This is a genomic window from Aminobacter sp. Y103A, assembly GCF_030294925.1.
GTDB classification, from domain to species: Bacteria; Pseudomonadota; Alphaproteobacteria; order Rhizobiales; family Rhizobiaceae; genus Aminobacter; species Aminobacter ciceronei.
Window position 1 is genome coordinate 4,845,213 of the sequence record NZ_AP017986.1, and the last position, 16,304, is coordinate 4,861,516.

The 16,304-nt window shown below is 64.7% G+C and carries 15 protein-coding genes and 1 riboswitch; of the genes, 7 read left to right on the forward strand and 8 right to left on the reverse strand.

All coding sequences use genetic code 11. The features are described from left to right. The first annotated feature begins 32 nt into the window (after nt 1-32). The gene (locus Amn_RS23730) at nt 33-1,769 is read left to right on the forward strand and encodes an LVIVD repeat-containing protein (RefSeq protein ID WP_263006005.1); all 1,737 of its coding nucleotides are present in this window, start codon (nt 33-35) and stop codon (nt 1,767-1,769) included. A 67-nt stretch (nt 1,770-1,836) separates the two neighbouring features. Here the strand turns inward: Amn_RS23730 and Amn_RS23735 are convergent, their stop codons facing one another. The 5 genes from Amn_RS23735 to Amn_RS23755 all read right to left on the reverse strand — a co-directional run bounded on the left by Amn_RS23735 (nt 1,837) and on the right by Amn_RS23755 (nt 7,846). Then, on the reverse strand, nt 1,837-2,586 hold the full coding sequence (locus Amn_RS23735; RefSeq protein ID WP_263006004.1) for a F0F1 ATP synthase subunit A: 750 nt from the start codon (nt 2,584-2,586) through the stop codon (nt 1,837-1,839). A 298-nt stretch (nt 2,587-2,884) separates the two neighbouring features. Beyond that, complete coding sequence (lpdA, locus tag Amn_RS23740) at nt 2,885-4,282, reverse strand: dihydrolipoyl dehydrogenase (RefSeq protein WP_185910317.1); 1,398 nt, start codon at nt 4,280-4,282, stop codon at nt 2,885-2,887. A gap of 4 nt (nt 4,283-4,286) precedes the next feature. Beyond that, nucleotides 4,287-5,591, reverse strand: a complete 1,305-nt coding sequence (locus Amn_RS23745) for a dihydrolipoamide acetyltransferase family protein (protein WP_154385621.1) — start codon at nt 5,589-5,591, stop codon at nt 4,287-4,289. 2 nt (nt 5,592-5,593) lie between these two features. Beyond that, a complete protein-coding gene (locus tag Amn_RS23750) occupies nt 5,594-6,607 on the reverse strand; it encodes an alpha-ketoacid dehydrogenase subunit beta (RefSeq protein WP_067957526.1) in 1,014 nt (337 codons plus the stop codon). Nucleotides 6,608-6,610: 3 nt separating this feature from the next. Continuing rightward, entirely contained in the window at nt 6,611-7,846 is a 1,236-nt protein-coding gene (locus Amn_RS23755) for a 3-methyl-2-oxobutanoate dehydrogenase (2-methylpropanoyl-transferring) subunit alpha (RefSeq protein WP_185910316.1), read from the reverse strand. Between the two features lie 188 nt (nt 7,847-8,034). Then, nucleotides 8,035-8,151: riboswitch (TPP riboswitch) on the forward strand. 109 nt (nt 8,152-8,260) lie between these two features. Here Amn_RS23755 and thiC point away from each other — a divergent pair. Genes thiC through Amn_RS23785 form a run of 6 tightly spaced genes read left to right on the forward strand, consistent with a single transcriptional unit; the run spans nt 8,261 to nt 13,372 of the window. Continuing rightward, nucleotides 8,261-10,087, forward strand: a complete 1,827-nt coding sequence (gene thiC / locus Amn_RS23760) for a phosphomethylpyrimidine synthase ThiC (RefSeq protein ID WP_154385622.1) — start codon at nt 8,261-8,263, stop codon at nt 10,085-10,087. After that, on the forward strand, nt 10,084-11,070 hold the full coding sequence (thiO, locus tag Amn_RS23765) for a glycine oxidase ThiO (protein WP_154385623.1): 987 nt from the start codon (nt 10,084-10,086) through the stop codon (nt 11,068-11,070). Before thiC ends, thiO begins: the two co-directional genes overlap by 4 nt. Then, a complete protein-coding gene (gene thiS, locus Amn_RS23770; protein WP_154385624.1) occupies nt 11,054-11,251 on the forward strand; it encodes a sulfur carrier protein ThiS in 198 nt (65 codons plus the stop codon). The genes thiO and thiS overlap by 17 nt, the downstream gene beginning before the upstream one ends. Before the next feature lie 2 nt (nt 11,252-11,253). After that, nucleotides 11,254-12,027, forward strand: coding sequence for a thiazole synthase (locus Amn_RS23775; RefSeq protein ID WP_154385625.1), 774 nt, complete (start codon nt 11,254-11,256; stop codon nt 12,025-12,027). Further along, nucleotides 12,024-12,629, forward strand: coding sequence for a thiamine phosphate synthase (locus Amn_RS23780; protein ID WP_286292449.1), 606 nt, complete (start codon nt 12,024-12,026; stop codon nt 12,627-12,629). The genes Amn_RS23775 and Amn_RS23780 overlap by 4 nt, the downstream gene beginning before the upstream one ends. After that, nucleotides 12,599-13,372 (forward strand): hydroxymethylpyrimidine/phosphomethylpyrimidine kinase, encoded by a 774-nt coding sequence (locus Amn_RS23785; protein ID WP_154385627.1) that lies wholly within the window; start codon nt 12,599-12,601, stop codon nt 13,370-13,372. The genes Amn_RS23780 and Amn_RS23785 overlap by 31 nt, the downstream gene beginning before the upstream one ends. Before the next feature lie 16 nt (nt 13,373-13,388). Here Amn_RS23785 and fghA read toward each other — a convergent pair whose 3' ends face one another. The 3 genes from fghA to Amn_RS23800 all read right to left on the reverse strand — a co-directional run bounded on the left by fghA (nt 13,389) and on the right by Amn_RS23800 (nt 16,299). Further along, a complete protein-coding gene (gene fghA / locus Amn_RS23790; RefSeq protein ID WP_154385628.1) occupies nt 13,389-14,222 on the reverse strand; it encodes an S-formylglutathione hydrolase in 834 nt (277 codons plus the stop codon). 234 nt (nt 14,223-14,456) lie between these two features. Further along, nucleotides 14,457-15,584, reverse strand: a complete 1,128-nt coding sequence (locus Amn_RS23795; RefSeq protein WP_067957500.1) for an S-(hydroxymethyl)glutathione dehydrogenase/class III alcohol dehydrogenase — start codon at nt 15,582-15,584, stop codon at nt 14,457-14,459. Between the two features lie 67 nt (nt 15,585-15,651). Next, nucleotides 15,652-16,299: a glutathione S-transferase family protein gene (locus tag Amn_RS23800; RefSeq protein ID WP_067957496.1), complete on the reverse strand. Its 648-nt coding sequence runs from the start codon at nt 16,297-16,299 to the stop codon at nt 15,652-15,654. Nucleotides 16,300-16,304: the final 5 nt, after the last annotated feature.

A 16,304-nucleotide genomic window follows, 5' to 3' on the forward strand; every position in this document is an offset into this window, starting at 1 on the left:
CGGGCTGGCGGCCAACCGTCGGGAGGGACGTCATGACATCAAGGATTATCGCGATCGGCTGTTCGGTGCTGGCGCTGACCGCCAGCGTGGCTCGGGCCGCCGACTGGGGCAGCAAGGTGCCGACCGAGATCAACATCACCGACCCCTACCTTAAGCAGTGGAACGCGCTGACCTACGACAAGGCGCCGCCGGCGCTCGAGCCGGGCAAGGATTATGGCATGGCGGAGGACGGCACCTTCCGCGCGCCGCGCGCCACGCCTCTGGGCGACAGCCCGGCCTTTCCCGGCCAGCTCGAAGCCTGGGACGACAACAGCTACAGCCACAATGTCGAGGAGATCGCGTTTTATCCGCATATAAGCTCGCCCTGGCATGCCTGGCCCGACGTCGCCGACTTCGACGGCAAGCGCTACATGTATGTGCACGACCGCGACTATATGCGCGTGCTCGACATCACCGACCCGGCCAAGGCCAAGGTCGTCTATTCCAGGGGCGGCGTGTGGGGGCCGGAAGGTTCGAGCGAGGACTGGGACGCCAAGACGGTCCAGGACTATTTCGGCGGCATCACCATCGCCTGGAGCGCTAAGCTGCAGAAGAACGTCGTCGTCGCCTCCTACGAGATCGGCCGCTTCGGCATTCTCGACAACAAGCGCACCCAGCCCGACATCGTCGCGAGCCTGCGCAACTACAATTCGCTCAAGGGCTTCAAGGTCTATGAGATGAACGGGCCGACGCCCGACGACTGGAAGCTGATCGCCACCCGCACCACCGACACCAAGAACCCAAATGCGCCCGTTGGCCAGCAGGAGGGCTCGGGCTCGCTCGACGCACCCGCCTGGTTCGGCGGCAAATACATGTACCTGTCGGCGGCCCCCGACGATTCTTACGCACTGACCGAATACCCCGATTACCTGCACTCGCCGGGCTATCAGGTCTGGGATATGTCGGACCCGGCCAATCCGGTCTTTGTCAGCCAGGTGACGGTGCCCGGCCAGGTGGTCGGCGACAAGGCAAGCGAGGACGCCTATTTGATGAACCCGCGCGCAGGAAACCGCACGTCATGGATGGGTTCGCGCATGCCGCTCTTCCTGCCGACCCCGGTTGAAAAGGGCGGCAAGGTCGCTTTCGGCGCGATGGGCGGGCTCGGCCTCTACACCTTCGATCTTTCCAATCCCGACAGGCCGGAGATCAAGGGGCATGTCGAGACAGCACCGAGCTTTGCCGGCACCGAGTTCGACAATGTCGACACCAGCCAGTATGCGCGCACCGGATACGTCTTCGCCAATGGCTATCCGATGAACTCGAACTGCTACGAGCCCTACAAGGATGTGCTGGTGATCGACGCCAAGGATGTGGCGGCACCCAAGGTGGTGGCGACCTTCCCGCGGCCAACACCGCCGCAGGAAGCGAAATTCACCGACTATTGCCAGCGCAAAGGCAGCTTCGGGCCCAAGCGCTCCGGCACCACGCACCAGCCAGGCCATGGCCGCGACGGCATCGTGCCTTACGCCTTCTACAATGCCGGGCTGCAGATCTTCGACGTCAAGGACCCGGCACAGCCGAAGATATCAGGCTATTTCGTGCCGCGTTTCCCGACGACATCTGAGATGCCCGACTACACCTTCGACAATGCCAGCTTCGCGGTGTTCACCGAATATGACCGCAACATCATCTGGCTGTTTTCGGTCGGCGGCGTGCATGCGCTGAAAACGCCGCTGCTGGGCGAGCCCAAGATGGGGATGAGCGACCACGTCTGGCCGCCGCGCGAGTGAGCCGGCCAACCAGCCCTGAACAGAAAACCCCGGCCTCGCGCCGGGGTTTTTGTTTGGCAGCGCCCGTTCAGTGCCCGGGGTGCAGCGCGTCGTTGAGATACATGCAGGTCAGCATGGTAAAGATGTAGGCCTGGATCACCGCCATCAGAAGTTCGAGCGCCGTCAGCGCAACCGTCATGGCAAGCGGCAGCACGGCGGCGAAAATGCCGAGCGTGCCCATGCTGCCGAGGCTGACGACAAAGCCGGCAAAGACCTTGAGCGTGATGTGACCGGCCAGCATGACGGCAAAAAGGCGCACCGAATGGCTGATCGGCCGCGAGATGTAGGAAACGATCTCGATCGGCACGATGATCGGCGCCAAAGCCAGCGGCACGCCGGATGGCAAAAACAGCCTGAAAAAACCGAGCCCGTTTTTCCAGATGCCATAGAGCGTCACCGTGCCGAACACGATCATGGCGAAAGAGAAGGTGACGATGATGTGGCTGGTGACCGTGAAGGCATAAGGAAACATGCCGGCCAGATTGGCGATCAGGATGAAGACGAACAGCGAAAACACCAGCGGGAAAAATGTCATGCCGCCCTCGCCGGCATTTTCGCGCAAGGTCCTGGAGACGAATTCGTAGATCAGCTCGGTGATCGACTGCAGCCGGGTCGGCACAAGGGCGCGGGCGCTGGTCGAGACCAGCAGGAACAGCCCGCCGAACACCGCGACGCCGACCATATGGGCGGCGGAGTTGGTGAAGGCGATCTCCTGGCCGGCAAACTCGAACAGGGTGAAGATCGGCTTGATTTCAAATTGTTCTATCGGTCCGGCCATGGCGCCTCTCCGGTCTGGTCAATGCGAATGCGAAAGCGCGCGCCCCGGAACCCGATCCAGAAGCCTGACAGGGTCGAGCGCACAAAGCAGTCCGCCGCGCGGAGGCTGCATGTTTTCGCGGTTTCAAGGGGTGAATCAGTTCAGGTGACAAGTCTGCGGCGCCATCTCCTGGATGGGGCCGTCCCCGAACGTACTAGGCACTGGTCGTCCAGTGCGTGGGCTTGTTAGCCCAGCTTGGCTGATTGGGCAAGGCAGGAGGGGACGCGGCGCAAGGCCGCGTCCAAATCGGGATAGGGCATCAGATGTGCAGCGCGTGGCCGAGCGTACGCAGTGCTGCCTCAAGGAAGGCTTCGCCCTGGGTCGGGTGAGCATGGATGGTGCCGGCGATGTCTTCCAGCCTGGCGCCCATCTCGATCGCCAGGCTGAAGGCCGAGGAAAGCTCGGAGACACCGGTGCCGACGGCCTGGATGCCGAGCACCAGATGGTTGTCGGCGCGGGCAACGATGCGCACGAACCCGTCTTCGCCGAGCAAGGTCATCGCCCGGCCATTGGCCGAGAACGGGAATGACGACGACTTGATCTCGATGCCGAGCGCCTTGGCCTCGTCGGGTGAAAGGCCCGCGGTGACGACCTCCGGATCGGTGAAGCAGACGGCGGGGATCGAACGCTTGTCCCAGCTGCGCTTGTGGCCGGCGACGATCTCGGCGACCATTTCGCCCTGGGCCATGGCGCGGTGCGCCAGCATCGGCTCGCCGGTGACGTCGCCGATGGCATAGATGCCGCGCATCGAGGTGCGGCACTGCTCGTCGATGCGGATGAAACGGCCGTCGCGGTCGAGGTCGATCTCTTCGAGGCCCCAGCCTTCGACCAGCGGCTTGCGCCCGACAGTCACCAGCACCTTGTCGGCCGCAATCTTCTGCTCGCTGCCGTCGGCGGCTTCGACCAGAAGCGCATCGCCCTTGGCGGAAAGCCCCTTGGCCTTGGCACCGGTCAGCACCTTGACGCCGAGCGCTTCGAGCCTTTTGGCGACGGGCCGGGTCAGCTCGGCATCATATTGCGGCAGGATGCGCGGCAAGGCTTCGACGACCGTCACCTTGGCGCCGAGCTTGGCAAAGGCTGTGCCAAGCTCAAGGCCGATGTAACCGCCGCCGACGACGGCGAGCGCTTGCGGCACCTGCTTGAGTGCCAGCGCCCCGGTCGACGAGATCACCGCACCGCCGAAGGGCAGGAACGGCAATTCGACAGGCACCGAGCCGGTGGCGATGACGATGGTTTCGGCGCGGATCACCTGCAGGCCGGTTTCGGTGTCGACCTCGACGGTCTTGCCGTCGCGGAAGCGCGCCCAGCCCTGCACCGACTTGACCCGGGCCTTCTTGAGCAGGCCGGCAACGCCTGTGGTCAGGCGGCCGACGATGCGGTCTTTCCAGGCAACCGTCCTGGCGAGATCGAGTGCCGGCGCCGACAGGGAGATGCCGAGCGGGCTTGTGCCCGCCGCCATCTCCGAGACCTTCAGATATTCGTCGGCGGCATGGATCATCGCCTTGGAGGGGATGCAGCCGACATTGAGGCAGGTGCCACCGGGCTTGACCGCTTCGACGATGACGGTGTCGATGCCGAGCTGGCCAGCGCGGATGGCGCAGATATAGCCGCCGGGTCCGGCACCGATGATCAGAAGCTTGCAGGAGATTTCCTTCACAGCCTCAGCCCTCCACGAAGATCATTGCCGGCGCTTCGAGCAGCGCCTTGATGCGCTGGACGAAGACCGCTGCGTCCCAGCCGTCGATGACGCGATGGTCGAAGCTGGAGGACAGGTTCATCATCTTGCGCGGCACGAACTGGGTGCCGTCCCACATCGGCCGGATCATGATCTTGTTGACGCCGACGACCGCCACTTCCGGGTAGTTGATAACGGGCGTGGTGGCGACGCCGCCCATCGCACCGAGCGAGGTGATGGTGATGGTCGAGCCGGTCAGCTCCTCGCGCGTTGCCGTGCCAGCCTTGGCGGCCTCGGCAAGACGGTTGACCTCGGCGGCACAATCCCAGAGGTCGCGCGCCTCGGCGTGCTTGACCACAGGCACCATCAGCCCGCCCGGCGTCTGGGCGGCCATGCCGATATGCACGCCGGCATGGCGATGGATGATGCCGGCGTCGTCGTCATAAACGGCGTTGAGCTGCGGCTGCTCGCCGACGGCCTTGACCAGCGCCCGCATCAGGAACGGCAGGATGGTCAGCTTGGCGCGCTCGGGCTTCTTCGAAGCGTTGAGCTTGGCGCGCAGCTCCTCGAGTGCCGTGACGTCGACCTCCTCGACATAGGTGATGTGCGGGATGCGCGACTTGGCCAGCGCCATCTTCTCGGCGATGCGCCGGCGCAGGCCGATGACCTTGACCTCCTCGACGCCGGTCTTTTCCTGGAGGCCCGCGACGACGACGGCAGCACCACGGGCGGCGAACGCATCGAGATCCTCGTGGGTGACGCGCCCGGCGGGACCGGTACCCGGCACCTGGCGCAGGTCGATGCCTGCCTCCCTGGCGCGTAGCCTGACGGCAGGAGAGGCGAGCGGACGCTCGCCTTCGGGACGCGGCAGGCCGACCGTTGTCGCACGTGGCACAGGCTTGAGCGCTGCCGTGGTAGCGGTAGGCTTCGGGGTGGCTGGCGTTTTTTCTTCTTCTTTCTTAGCCGGCTCAGCAGAGGCTTTGGCAGCTTCTGGCGCCTTGGCCTCCGGCTTGGATTCGGCGGCCGGCTCTGCGGTCGACGGCGCATCGCCGGCGACCTTTATCCTGACAATCGGCGAGCCGACCGGAACCGTGTCGCCGATCTCGGCGCCGAGCCAGACAATTTCGCCGTCGACCGGCGACGGGATCTCGACCGTCGCCTTATCGGTCATGACGGCGGCAAGCACCGCGTCCTCACGCACGAGGTCGCCGATCTTGACGTGCCATTCGACAAGCTCAGCCTCGGCCACGCCTTCGCCAACATCGGGAAGCTTGATGACATGTTCGCCCATGCTCAGGCCTCCATCGTTTCGATCAAAGCTTCGCCGACACGCTTGGGGCCGGGGAAGTAGTCCCATTCCTGGGCATGCGGATAGGGCGTGTCCCAACCGGTAACGCGGGCGACGGGTGCTTCGAGATGGTAGAAGCAGTTTTCCTGTACCAGCGACACGAGCTCGGCGCCGAAGCCGGAGGTTAGCGTCGCCTCATGCACCACCACGCAGCGGCGGGTTTTCTTGACCGAGGCGACGATGGTCTCGAGATCGAGCGGCAAAAGCGTCCGGAGGTCGATGACCTCGGCATCGATACCTGTCTCCTCGGCCGCCGCCTGGGCGACATAGACCATGGTGCCATAAGCGAGAACGGTGACGGCGGAACCCGGCCGGCGGATCTCTGCCTTGCCGAGCGGGGTGGTGTAGTGTCCATCAGGCACCTCGCCCAACTCATGCTTCGACCATGCCGTGACGGGACGGTCGTGATGGCCATCGAAGGGGCCGTTGTACAATCGTTTCGGCTCCAGAAAGATCACCGGATCCGGGTCTTCGATCGAGGCGATCAGCAGGCCCTTGGCGTCGAGCGGATTGGACGGCACGACCACCTTGAGGCCGGAAACATGGGTGAACAGCGCTTCAGGGCTCTGGCTGTGGGTCTGGCCGCCGAAGATGCCGCCGCCAGTGGGCATGCGGATGACGATCGGACAGGTGAACTCGCCATTGGAGCGGTATCGCAACCGTGCCGCTTCCGAAACGATCTGGTCATATGCTGGATAGACGTAGTCGGCGAACTGGATTTCGATACATGGCTTGAGGCCATAGGCAGCCATGCCGACGGCGGCGCCGACGATGCCAAGTTCGCTGATCGGCGCGTCGAAACAGCGCTCCCGACCGTATTTCTGCTGAAGACCCTGGGTGCAGCGGAAGACGCCACCGAAATAGCCGACGTCCTCGCCGAAAACGACGACGTTGTCATCGCGGCCCATGGCGACATCCATGGCGCTGCGGATGGCCTCGATCATTGTCATGCGCGGCATCGGCTACACTCCCGCCTTCTGGCGCTGGCGACGGAGATGCGGCGGCATCTCGGCATAGACGCCCTCGAACATGTCACGCGTCGACGGCTTGCCGCCGGCATGCAGCGTGCCGTGGCTCTCGGCTTCCTTCTGCGCCGTGATCACCGCCTCGAGGATTTCCGCCTCGGTCTGCTTGTGGCGCTCGTCCGACCATAGGCCACGCTTGATCAGGTGGTTCTTCAGCCGGATCACCGGGTCACCCAGCGGCCAGGCATCGGACTCTGTCTTGGGCCGGTAAGCGGATGGATCATCTGACGTGGAATGTGCGCCGACACGGTAGGTGACATATTCGACCAGCGTCGGCCCGAGATTGAGCCTGGCCCGCTCCGTCGCCCATTTCGCCACCGCATGGACAGCGAGATAGTCGTTGCCGTCGACACGCAAGGCCGCGATGCCAAACCCAAGCCCACGCGCCGCAAACGTGCCGGAGCCGCCGCGGGCGATGCCCTGGAAGGTCGAGATCGCCCACTGGTTGTTGACGATGTTGAGGACGACGGGCGCCTTGTAGGTCGAGGCGAAGACAAGTGCGGCGTGGAAGTCGCTCTCGGCGGTGGCGCCGTCACCGACCCAGCCGACAGCGATCTTGGTGTCCCCCTTGATGGCGGATGCCATCGCCCAGCCAACCGCCTGGATATACTGGGTGGTCAGGTTGCCGGAAATCGAGAAGAAACCGTGATCCTTGGCCGAATACATGATCGGCAGCTGGCGGCCCTTCAGCGGATCCATCTCGTTGGAATAGATCTGGTTCATCATGTCGACCATCGGATAGCCGCCGGCGATCAGCAGGCCGGCCTGGCGATAGGTCGGGAAGTTCATGTCGCCCTGAACGAGCGCCTTGCGGAAGGCGCAGCTAACCGCCTCCTCGCCCATATGCTGCATGTAGAAAGAGGTCTTGCCCTGGCGCTGCGCCATCTGCATGCGCGCGTCGAAGGAGCGCAGCGTCATCATGTGGCGCAGCCCTTCGATCTGCTCCTCGTCGGTCAGCGTACCGGCCCATGGACCTACGGCATCGCCTTCGCGATTGAGCACGCGGATGATCGAATAAGCCAGGTCGCGGATCGTCCTGGGATCGACGTCGACCGGCGGCCTGTCGACCGAACCCGCCTTGGGGATCGGCACATTGGAGAAGTCGGGGGTGCCGCCCGGGCGCACTTCCGGCTCGGGCACATGGAACTTCAGCGGCGCGGGATTGTCCGTCACGGATGCTCCTCCTGTCGCGTGCGCAGGCCAATTGGTCCTCCCTGCGCGGCAGACAATTTATGTCAGTAACGCTGACCTATTATCCGATCGTCTTCGAAACCGCAATGGGTCTCGATGCTCCCGACTTTGGCATTCTCTCGGCCTCGGCGAAAGGCCGTTGACACGACGCCGGTTCCGCCTCCATGCTTAGGGTTCACCAGGGGGGTCCCGACAAGGGGCTGAGATTCTGCTGGCTCGCGCAGCGCAGTGACCCGTTGAACCTGATCCAGTTCATACTGGCGTAGGGACGGTGCGAGGCGCAGCAGGCCGGATATCCGGCTCAGGCATTCGGGCTCATTCTTGCCCGAAGTCCCCAGGCAAAACCTCTCCTCCTTCTCATCGCATGGACTGGGTCTCCAACCAGGAGGCTCACTCATGAATGCCCACACCCCATCAGTCACCGTTGGCGAACTTCCCGCGTCGCGGAAGGTCTACAAGCCAGGCAAGCTACATCCCGACATCCGTGTGCCGATGCGCGAGATCTCGCTTCATCCGAGCGCCGGCGAGCCGCCGGTCACCGTCTATGATTCGTCAGGCCCCTACACCGACACGTCGGTGACAACAGACATCGAGCGCGGCCTGCCGCGGCTGCGCGAAGACTGGATCATCGCCCGCGGCGACGTCGAGCGTTATGCAGGCCGCGCGGTCAAGGCTGAGGACAATGGCTTCGTCTCCGGCGAAAGGCTGACGCCGGAATTCCCGGTTCGCAACGCCCCGCTGCGTGCCACCGGCGGCCGCGCCGTCACCCAGCTTGCTTATGCCCGCGCCGGCATCGTCACGCCCGAAATGGAATTCGTCGCCATCCGCGAGAACCTCGGCCGCGAGCAGATCCGGGCCAAGCTTCAACGCGACGGCGAGAGCTTCGGCGCCGTCATTCCCGATTTCGTCACCCCGGAATTCGTCCGCGACGAGGTCGCTCGCGGCCGCGCCATCATCCCCTCCAACATCAACCACCCCGAGAGCGAGCCGATGATCATCGGCCGCAATTTCCTGGTCAAGATCAACGCCAATATCGGCAATTCCGCCGTCACCTCGTCGATGGCCGAGGAGGTCGAGAAGATGGTGTGGGCGACGCGCTGGGGCGGCGACACGGTGATGGACTTGTCGACCGGTCGCAACATCCACAACATCCGTGACTGGATCATCCGCAACGCGCCGGTGCCGATCGGCACGGTGCCGCTCTACCAGGCGCTGGAGAAGGTCGGAGGCATCGCCGAGGACCTGACCTGGGAGGTGTTCCGCGACACGCTCATCGAGCAGGCCGAGCAGGGCGTCGACTATTTCACCATCCATGCCGGCGTGCGGCTCGCCTACATCCACCTGACAGTTGACCGCGTCACCGGCATCGTCTCGCGCGGCGGCTCGATCATGGCCAAATGGTGCCTGCATCACCACAAGGAGAGCTTCCTCTACGAGCATTTCGAGGAGATCTGCGACATCTGCCGAACCTATGACGTCGCCTTTTCGCTCGGCGACGGCCTGCGCCCAGGTTCGATTGCAGACGCCAACGATGCCGCCCAGTTCGCCGAACTGGAGACGCTGGGCGAACTTACCAAGATCGCCTGGGCCAAGGACTGCCAGGTGATGATCGAGGGCCCCGGCCACGTGCCGATGCACAAGATCAAGGAAAACATGGACAAGCAGCTCGAGGTCTGCGGCGAAGCGCCCTTCTACACGCTTGGGCCTTTGACCACCGACATCGCGCCCGGCTACGACCACATCACCTCTGGCATCGGCGCTGCAATGATCGGCTGGTTCGGCACGGCCATGCTCTGCTACGTCACGCCCAAGGAGCATCTTGGCCTGCCCGACCGCGACGACGTCAAGGTGGGCGTTATCACCTACAAGATCGCAGCACACGCCGCCGACCTCGCCAAAGGTCATCCGGCCGCCAAGGTCAGGGACGACGCGCTGTCGCGGGCACGCTTCGAGTTCCGCTGGGAGGACCAGTTCAACCTGTCGCTCGACCCGGAGACGGCGCGTTCCTACCACGACCAGACCTTGCCCAAGGAAGCACACAAGGTGGCGCATTTCTGCTCCATGTGCGGCCCGAAATTCTGCTCGATGCGGATCTCCCACGACATCCGCGCCGAGGCGCAGAAGGAAGGGCTGGCAGCGATGGCGGCGAAGTACCGCGACGGCGGCGACCTCTACATGCCGGTGGAAAGCGCCGAACCCGCGGAGACGGCAGGCCAGCCATGAAGGTGCTGATCCGTGGCGCGGGCGTCGCCGGGTTGACGCTCGCGCATGAGCTGGCCACGCGCGGCGCAAGCGTGACCGTGGTCGACATCAGAAGGCAGATCGCCGGCAATGCCTCATGGCAGGCCGGCGGCATGCTGGCGCCCTGGTGCGAACGCGAGAGTGCCGAAGAGACGGTGCTTTCGCTCGGACGCGGTGCCGCCGACTGGTGGTCCGCCGCCCTGCCCGGGCATGTCATGCGCAACGGTACGCTGGTCGTGGCTCCGGCCCGGGACGCGGGTGAACTCGACCGCTTCGGCCGCCGCACCTCTGGATACCGCGCCATCGACGCCGAGGCGATCGCAGCGCTTGAACCCGACCTCGAAGGCAGCTTCACCCGCGCGCTGTTTTTCGCAGAGGAAGCGCATCTCGACCCGCGCCGGGCGCTGCTTGAGCTGCAGCAAAAGCTTGTCGAGATGGGCGTGCGTTTCGAGTTCGGCTACGGCGCGGTGCACAGTCGGTCGGCCGATGTCGAGGCCGACTGCACCGGCATCACAGGCAGGCTGACAGGCCTGCGCGGCGTGCGCGGCGAGATGCTGATCCTCAAGACGTCGGAGGTGGCGCTGGCGCGGCCGGTGCGGCTGCTGCATCCGCGCATCCCTGTCTATGTCGTGCCGCGCTCGGGCAATCTGTTCATGGTCGGCGCAACGATGATCGAAAGCGATGCCGCCGGGCCGATCACCGCGCGTTCGGTGCTGGAGCTGCTCAACGCCGCTTATGCGCTGCATCCGGCCTTCGGCGAGGCCGAGCTTGTCGAGACCGGCACCGGCATCCGCCCGGCCTTTGCAGACAATTTGCCGCGCGTCGAACGCGACGGAAACACCATCCGCATCAACGGCCTTTACCGCCACGGCTTCCTGCTCGCGCCCGCCATGGCGCACAAGGCGGCCGCCATGATCCTGGGCACAGAGACGGAGAAGGAGCGCGCCCATGAAGCTCACCATTAACGGCTGTCAGCACGAGGTGACGGCCACCACGCTCGCCGCCCTGCTTGCCGAGCTCGACTATGACGGCGGCTGGCTCGCCACCGCACTCAATGGCGAGGTCGTGCCGGCCAGGGAACGCGACGGCTGCGCGCTCGCCGATGGCGACCGCATCGAAATCCTCGCACCGATGAAGGGAGGCTGAGCATGCTCGAACTCTACGGACACCAGGTTTCCTCCCGGCTGCTGCTCGGCACCGCACTTTACCCCTCGCCCGCCATCATGGCCGAGGCGATCACGGCATCGGGCGCCGCAATCGTCACTGTCTCGCTGCGCCGCGAGACTTCCGGCGGCAAGACAGGCGGAAAATTCTGGTCGCTGATCCAGTCGCTCGGGGTGCGCGTCTTGCCCAACACCGCCGGCTGCCACTCGGTCAAGGAAGCGGTGACGACGGCGAAAATGGCGCGCGAGGTCTTTGCCACCCCCTGGATCAAGCTCGAGGTCATCGGCAATCACGACACGCTGCAGCCCGACGTGTTCGGCCTCGTCGAAGCCGCGGGGATTCTCGTTGCCGAAGGTTTCGAGGTCTTCCCCTACACGACAGACGACCTGGTCGTCGCCGGGCGGCTGCTCGATGCCGGCTGCAAGGTGCTGATGCCGTGGTGCGCGCCGATCGGCTCCGCCCGCGGGCCGCAGAACCTCGATGCCTTGCGCAGCCTGCGCGGCCATTTCCCCGAGGTGCCGCTGATCGTCGACGCCGGCATCGGCCGGCCATCGCATGCCGCCACCGTCATGGAGCTCGGCTACGACGCCGTGCTGCTCAACACGGCGGTTGCCAAGGCGGGCGACCCCGTCGCCATGGCTTCGGCCTTCGGCAAGGCGGTTGCAGCAGGTCGCCAAGCCTTCCGCGCCGGCCCGCTTGAACCGCGCGACATGGCCGTCCCCTCCACCCCCGTCATCGGCATGGCAGCATTTTCATGAAGCTCGACCCGTTCTACCTGATTGTCGATTCCGCCGCCTGGATCGAGCGCCTGGTGCCGTTGGGCGTCAAGCTGGTGCAGCTGCGCATCAAGGACATGGATGAGGCCGGCCTGCGCCGCGAAATCGGTGCCGCGAAAACCATCTGCGCGCGCCATGCCTGCCAGCTCATCGTCAACGATTACTGGCGCCTCGCCATCGACGCGGGCTGCGACTTCGTCCATCTCGGCCAGGAGGATCTGGCCGAGGCCGATGTGAAGGCGATCCGCCACGCCGGCATGAAGCTCGGCCTCAGCACCCATGACGACGCCGAACTCGACACAGCACTTGCCGCCGCGCCCGATTATGTCGCGCTTGGTCCCGTCTATCCGACCATCCTCAAGGCGATGAAATGGGCGCCGCAAGGGCTCGACCGCATCGCCCTCTGGAAACGGCGCGTGGGCGCGACACCGCTGGTCGCCATCGGCGGACTCAATGTCGACCGCATAGCAGGCGTCTTCGCGCAAGGCGCCGACGTAGCTGCCGTCGTCACCGACATCACGCTCAACGCTGATCCCGAAGCGAGGACGCGCGAATGGCTGGCAGCGACGGCTCAGTGGCGATGACCCCGCATGTGCTGATCATCGCCGGCTCGGATTCGAGCGGCGGCGCCGGCATCGTCCGCGACGTCGAGACGGTATCGGCCTTCGGTTTGCGTTGCAGCGTCGCCGTCACCGCGGTGACGGTGCAGACACATGCCCGCGTCGAGCGCATCGAACGGATGCCGCCTCAGCTGATTGCCGAGCAGATGCGCGCGGCCATTGCCGCCAATCCGATTGCTGCGGTCAAGATCGGCATGCTGGGAACGGCCGCGACGATCGACACCGTCGCCTCGGTGCTGGCGAGCAGCCTGCCGGTGCCTGTCGTGCTCGATCCGGTGCTTGCTTCGACCTCGGGACGTCAACTGCTCGACGGCGGCGCCGTCGACGCGCTCAAGCGCAATCTGTTTCCGCTCTGCACGTTGGTCACACCCAACCTGCCGGAACTGGCGTTGCTGACCGGCCTGCCGCTGGCCTCCGGCGAAGGCGACATCGTCAGCCAGGCAGCAAAGCTTTTCGAGACCCGAGCGCCCGCCATTCTCGTCAAGGGCGGGCATGCCACGGGAGCGAGCGCCACCGACATGCTGCTCTTGCCCGACCGTGAGCCGATCCGCTTCGAGGCGTCGCGCATCGCGGTTTCCATGCGCGGCACCGGCTGCATGCTTGCAAGCGCAATCGCGGCGCATCTGGCACAATATGAAACGCTGGAGATCAGCATCGGCAAGGCGAAGCGCCATGTCCTCGCCAAGCTGCTGGCGGCCAGGCCGTGAGAGCGACTTTCGGCGTTCAGCCCAGACGGGCGGCGTGCCACCTCAAATGGTCGTCCATGAAGGTCGAGATGAAGTTGTAGGAATGGTCGTAGCCATCCTGCATGCGCAGGGTGAGCCCGATGCCTGCCTTCTTGCAGGCCTCGTCGAGCAGCCAGGGGCGCAGGCCCTCCTGCAGGAAACTGTCAGCCGAGCCCTGGTCGACAAGGAACTCCGGAAACCGCTTGCCGTCCTCGATCAGAAGCGTCGTGTCATAGGCGCGCCATGCAGCTTCATCAGCACCGAGATACTTCTCCAGCGCCGGCTTCGACCAGCCGGCGGTCGACGGCTGGGCGATGGGTGCGAAGGCCGAGCAGCTCTTGAAGCGCTCCGGGTTCTTGAGTGCGATGGTCAGCGCGCCGTGCCCGCCCATCGAGTGGCCAAAGATCGCCTGGCGCGACATATCGGCGGGGAAGTTTGCGGCGATCAGCGCCGGCAGTTCCTCGGTGATATAGGAATACATCCGGTAGTTCGCGGCAAAGGGCTGCTGCGTCGCATCGACATAGAAGCCGGCGCCCGAACCGAACTGCCAGTTGTCCTTTTCGTCGGCCACGCCTTCGCCGCGCGGACTGGTGTCGGGGCAGACGATGATCAGGCCGAGCTCAGCGGCCAGGCGGCGGTATTCGCCCTTGTCCATGACATTGGCGTGGGTGCAGGTCAGGCCCGAGAGATACCACAGCACCGGCACGGGTCCGTTCTTGGCTTGCGGCGGTACGAAGACGGCAAAGGTCATGTCGCAGGCGCAGGCCTCGGAGGCGTGGGAATAGACGCCCTGGATGCCGCCATGCGACTTCGACGTGGAAACGGTCTTCATCTGCTCTGCCTTCTCGTCAAGAATTGCTGCCCCGGCATAACCTCGGGGGCGGCGACCTGCAACCGTTCAAAGAGATGCCGGCGGCGCGGCCGAGGGGTTGTGGAAACCTCGGACACGCCGCCGGTCGACGCCCAGCTTCGGGAACACGCGGGCCAAGCTGGGAGGCTTGAGGGCCGGCGAAAAAGCCGTGGCGTTTGGGGGAGCCGGCCATGGGGGCCTGGCCGGCTTTGGGAGTTAGTAGACGACCACGCTGCGGATGCTTTCGCCTGCATGCATCAGGTCGAAACCCTTGTTGATGTCTTCGAGCTTCAGCGTATGGGTGATCATCGGGTCGATCTGGATCTTGCCCTCCATGTACCAGTCGACGATCTTCGGCACGTCGGTGCGGCCGCGTGCGCCGCCAAAGGCGGTGCCTTTCCAGGTCCGGCCCGTGACCAGCTGGAACGGACGCGTCGCAATCTCCTGGCCGGCGCCGGCGACACCGATGACGATCGACTCGCCCCAGCCGCGATGGCTGGCTTCGAGTGCCTGGCGCATCACCTTGACGTTGCCGGTGCAGTCGAAGGTGTAGTCGGCGCCGCCGATCTGGTCGGCACCACGCTTGGTCATGTTGACCAGATAAGGAACGATGTCGCCCTCGACCTCCTTCGGATTGACGAAATGCGTCATGCCGAACTTCTCGCCCCAGGCCTTGCGCTCATTGTTGATGTCGACGCCGATGATCATGTCGGCACCGGCCAGGCGCAGGCCCTGCAGCACGTTGAGGCCGATGCCGCCGAGGCCGAAGACGATGGCCGTCGAGCCGATCTCGACGCGTGCCGTGTTGATGACAGCGCCGATGCCTGTCGTCACCCCGCAGCCGATGTAGCAGATCTTGTCGAAGGGGGCGTCCGGATTGACCTTGGCGAGTGCGATCTCGGGCAGCACGGTGAAGTTCGAGAAGGTCGAGCAGCCCATATAATGGAAGATCTTGTCCTTGCCGATCGAGAAGCGCGAGGTGCCGTCAGGCATCAGCCCCTGGCCTTGCGTCGAGCGGATCGCGGTGCAGAGGTTGGTCTTGCGGCTGAGGCAGGACGGACAGGAGCGGCATTCCGGCGTGTAGAGCGGAATGACGTGGTCGCCCTTCTTCAGCGAGGTGACACCCTTGCCGACATCGACGACGACGCCGGCACCCTCATGGCCGAGAATGGCCGGGAAGATGCCTTCGGGATCGGCGCCCGACAGCGTGAACTCGTCGGTGTGGCAGATGCCAGTCGCCTTGATCTCGACCAGCACCTCGCCCTCGCGCGGCCCCTCGAGGTCCACCTCCATGATCTCGAGCGGCTTTCCGGCTCCAACGGCGACGGCGGCGCGGGTTTTCATTTTCTTCTCACTCCCAATCTGGATTGTCAGCCGTGCATGTCACCGGCTTGAATGTTGTCTTCTGACTTCAGGCCGCCTTGGCAGGCCCTGCGGGGAACACGCCGGACATGACCGTGAAGCCCTTGATGCGTTTGACCCGATCGCACCAGCGGCGGATCGCCGGATAGTCCTGTCTTGAAATGCCGCCCTCTTCCGACAGCATGATGTAGGGGAAGCAGGCGATGTCGGCGATCGTCGGGTGTGACGCCGAGCAGATCCAGTCGCGCCCCTCCTGCTCGCCGAACCACAGATGCTCATCGAGAATGCGGAACAGCCGGTGCGCGCCAGTGCGGGCCGCCTCGACGTCGAAGTCGTAGAACAGAGCGTCGTGCAGGCGGGCGGCGGATGCGGTGGCGGTGATGCCGTCGGCAAAGGCCAGCCACTGGCTGACCTCGCCGAGCAGGGCGGGATTGTCGCGCGGGTACCAGGTTCCTGCCGCGTCATATTTCGAGGCGAGGTAGACGAGGATCGCCTGGGCGTCGCGCAGGATAAGCCCGTCGTCGTCGATGACAGGCAGCTGGCCGAGCGGATTGATCCTGAGGAACCAGTCCGACTTGTGCTCGCGCCCGGGGTAGAAATCGACCGGCACCGTCTTCCAGTCGACGCCGAGCATGCTCATCAAAAGGCGCAGCTTGTAGCAGTTGCCCGACAGTTCGTAGTCGTAGAGCGTGATCATCAAAA

What these genes read in the sequence shown, in the direction of transcription:
- Amn_RS23730 (WP_263006005.1), top strand. Translation starts at nt 33, where the DNA reads ATGACATCAAGGATTATCGCGATCGGCTGTTCGGTGCTGGCGCTGACC.
- Amn_RS23735 (WP_263006004.1), bottom strand. Translation starts at nt 2,586, where the DNA reads ATGGCCGGACCGATAGAACAATTTGAAATCAAGCCGATCTTCACCCTG.
- Amn_RS23745 (WP_154385621.1), bottom strand. Translation starts at nt 5,591, where the DNA reads ATGGGCGAACATGTCATCAAGCTTCCCGATGTTGGCGAAGGCGTGGCC.
- Amn_RS23750 (WP_067957526.1), bottom strand. Translation starts at nt 6,607, where the DNA reads ATGCCGCGCATGACAATGATCGAGGCCATCCGCAGCGCCATGGATGTC.
- thiC (WP_154385622.1), top strand. Translation starts at nt 8,261, where the DNA reads ATGAATGCCCACACCCCATCAGTCACCGTTGGCGAACTTCCCGCGTCG.
- thiO (WP_154385623.1), top strand. Translation starts at nt 10,084, where the DNA reads ATGAAGGTGCTGATCCGTGGCGCGGGCGTCGCCGGGTTGACGCTCGCG.
- thiS (WP_154385624.1), top strand. Translation starts at nt 11,054, where the DNA reads ATGAAGCTCACCATTAACGGCTGTCAGCACGAGGTGACGGCCACCACG.
- Amn_RS23775 (WP_154385625.1), top strand. Translation starts at nt 11,254, where the DNA reads ATGCTCGAACTCTACGGACACCAGGTTTCCTCCCGGCTGCTGCTCGGC.
- Amn_RS23780 (WP_286292449.1), top strand. Translation starts at nt 12,024, where the DNA reads ATGAAGCTCGACCCGTTCTACCTGATTGTCGATTCCGCCGCCTGGATC.
- Amn_RS23785 (WP_154385627.1), top strand. Translation starts at nt 12,599, where the DNA reads ATGGCTGGCAGCGACGGCTCAGTGGCGATGACCCCGCATGTGCTGATC.
- fghA (WP_154385628.1), bottom strand. Translation starts at nt 14,222, where the DNA reads ATGAAGACCGTTTCCACGTCGAAGTCGCATGGCGGCATCCAGGGCGTC.
- Amn_RS23795 (WP_067957500.1), bottom strand. Translation starts at nt 15,584, where the DNA reads ATGAAAACCCGCGCCGCCGTCGCCGTTGGAGCCGGAAAGCCGCTCGAG.
- Amn_RS23800 (WP_067957496.1), bottom strand. Translation starts at nt 16,299, where the DNA reads ATGATCACGCTCTACGACTACGAACTGTCGGGCAACTGCTACAAGCTG.